At 37.1% G+C, this 2,723-nt stretch carries 3 protein-coding genes; all 3 read right to left on the reverse strand.

The window, feature by feature from the left end:
- Positions 1–652 (reverse strand): hypothetical protein (locus PVV64_RS10215; RefSeq protein ID WP_273760878.1); only part of this gene is annotated, 652 nt, incomplete at its 3' end.
- A gap of 95 nt (positions 653–747) precedes the next feature.
- Positions 748–1,410, reverse strand: coding sequence for a hypothetical protein (locus PVV64_RS10220; RefSeq protein WP_273760879.1), 663 nt, complete (start codon positions 1,408–1,410; stop codon positions 748–750).
- An 86-nt stretch (positions 1,411–1,496) separates the two neighbouring features.
- Positions 1,497–2,621 (reverse strand): hypothetical protein, encoded by a 1,125-nt coding sequence (locus PVV64_RS10225; RefSeq protein WP_273760880.1) that lies wholly within the window; start codon positions 2,619–2,621, stop codon positions 1,497–1,499.
- Positions 2,622–2,723: the final 102 nt, after the last annotated feature.

A 2,723-nucleotide genomic window follows, 5' to 3' on the forward strand; every position in this document is an offset into this window, starting at 1 on the left:
TATAATCAGTTACCTTAGCATTGCCATACACAGAGCCATAGACCTCAGAAGAGCCACCAACACTAGCATTGCCATAGACCTTGCCATAAATTTTGGCACGCCCATTAACAACCGCATAATTATAAATTTTTGCATGGCTATGAATGCGAGCAAAGCCAGAAATCTTGGAACGCCCATAAACTCTTGCATAACTAAAAACCACAGCATCATAAGAAACATGAGCATGGTCATAAATATGGGCATCAGCATGAACAAAGGCGCCCCCACTCACATGGGCATTGCCATACACATTCCCATAAACATGGGCATTGCCATAGACACAAGCATTGTCATAAATATTTGCATATTGAGAGATGAAAGCCCTCCCATAGACCTCACAATCCCCATAGACTTGACCACAGATTTGAGAATAATGACGTATTTTTGCATTGTCAGAAACGCGCGCATGACCATAGGCACAAGCATCATCATATACCCAGCAATTGCCATCATGAGAGAGATTTGCTTCCTTTTCGATAAAGCCACCAAGGTCACCTTCCTTGACATCATCGAAATCTTTTAAAGCACAAATGCGATAAAGATTGATAGTTTCTCTTGTCAGAGCATGTTTTATTTTTTTTATTCCTCTAGTTAATTCGTATTTTTTGCACATAAGAATACCTCACACAATTGAATGTGTTAAACATTTGCTAAAATTTGGAATGGAAAATTTGAAAGAGGGGCGCCCCCGCAACGCCCAGCATTTATTTACGCTGCTTTGTTTTCAATAATCTTTACAACGTGATCGCTTTCATAAACTTCACAATTTATGGGAACCGAACATAAGCCGCTATGTCTTTTTATCCTTGCATTGCCATAGACCTTGCCTCTAATCACGATATAATCAGAGATTTTCGCATTCCCATAAACAGAGCCGTAAACATCAGTATGAGACCCCACACTAGCATTGTCATAAACCTTGCCATAAATCTTTGCAGCGCCACTTACAACAGCATTATCATAAACCACAGCATTGCCATGAATACGTGCACACCCCGATAATTTTGCATTCCCATAAACCCTTGCATATTGAAAAACCCAAGCATTATAAGAAAGATGCGCATTGTCATAAACATGAGCATTTGCATAAACACGAGCGCGGTCACAAACATGCGCATTGCCATAAACAAAGCCCATAATAATAGCCTTATCAGAAACCCTTGCATTTTCATAAATATAAGCAGGATTTAAAACAAGAGCATCATCATATACCCAGCAATTGCCATCATGAGAAAGGTTGCTTTCCTTTTCAATAAAGCCACCAAGGTCACCAGCCTTTACATCAGCAAAGTCTCTTAATGCTTTAATGCGATAAAGAGTTTGATTATTTAATACACGTGTCTCATTTGTGAGTGCAAACTTTTTTTGCATAGCACAATTCCTTTATAAGAAGATTTAATTTTTGAATGAAAGAATTTGGTTAGAAAGCAGGCGCCCCCGCACCGCCCGTGCTTTATTTATGCAGCGTCATTTATGGTTTTGTTATTATTACCAATATTATCATAAATTTTTTGATTGCCATCAACTATAGCATTGCCAAAGATTTTTACTGAGTCAGAAACATATACATTGTCAGAAACGACGGCATTATCGTAAACATGAGCAGCCCAATCAATACGAGCAGAGCCTAATATTTTTGCATTGCCATAAACAAAGCCCTTTACATAGGCATTATCAGCAATTTTCACATTGTCATAGATTTTTGCATCAAAAATGATATTAGCTTTATTACAAACAAAGGCATTGCCATAAACTTGACCACGAACGATAGCATTGTCATTAATTTTTGCATTGCCATAAACATGAGCATTTGCACCGAAAACCCATGCATCATCATTAACAACGGCATTGCCATAAACTTTAGCATTTCTATTAATACAAGCATTATCATGTATTTTTGCATTCTCAGAAACGACAGCATCCCAAAAAACGGTAGCATTATCATATACCCAGCAATTGCCATCATGAGAGAGATTACCTTCATTTTCGATAAAACCACCTAAATCCCCCGCCTTTACATCAGCAAAATCTCTAATGGCTTTAATGCGGTGTAAAGTAACCCCTTCAATAATCTTAGTTTCATTCGTAAATTCGTATTTTTTTGTTATAGGTAAAGAAACACAAGCGACATCAGAAATTTGAGATGCAAAATTAATCGTTTCATTGTTTTCAACACGTGTATACCAATTAATAAAAGCATTCCCATAGACTTTTGCATTGTCTCTTATAACAGCCTTATCACATACAACGGCGTTATTAAAAACACGAGCATGTTTGTAAACATAAGCATACCCACAAACCAAGGCATTATCAGCAATTTTTGCATTGTCATAAACACTAGCAAAATCAAATACCTTTGCATTATCACAAACCGTTGCATTATCGAAAACACTAGCATAATTAAAAACAGTAGCATTATCAGAAATAAGAGCATTATTATAAACGCAAGCCTCATTAGCTACCCAGCAATTACCATCATGTGATAAGTTACTTTCCTTTTCAATAAAGCCCCCTAAATCCCCCGCCTTTACATCAGCAAAATCTCTAATGGCTTTAATGCGGTGTAAAGTATGACCAGCCACGCAACGTGTTTCATTCGTAAATTCGTATTTTTTTGCAGGCTCTTGTTTATTATTAGATGCGGTTTTATTTGAAATAGAAGAAATAACGGGGGTGTTTTTTGA

The organism is Bartonella sp. ML70XJBT.G, assembly GCF_028618575.1.
Classification (GTDB): domain Bacteria; phylum Pseudomonadota; class Alphaproteobacteria; order Rhizobiales; family Rhizobiaceae; genus Bartonella.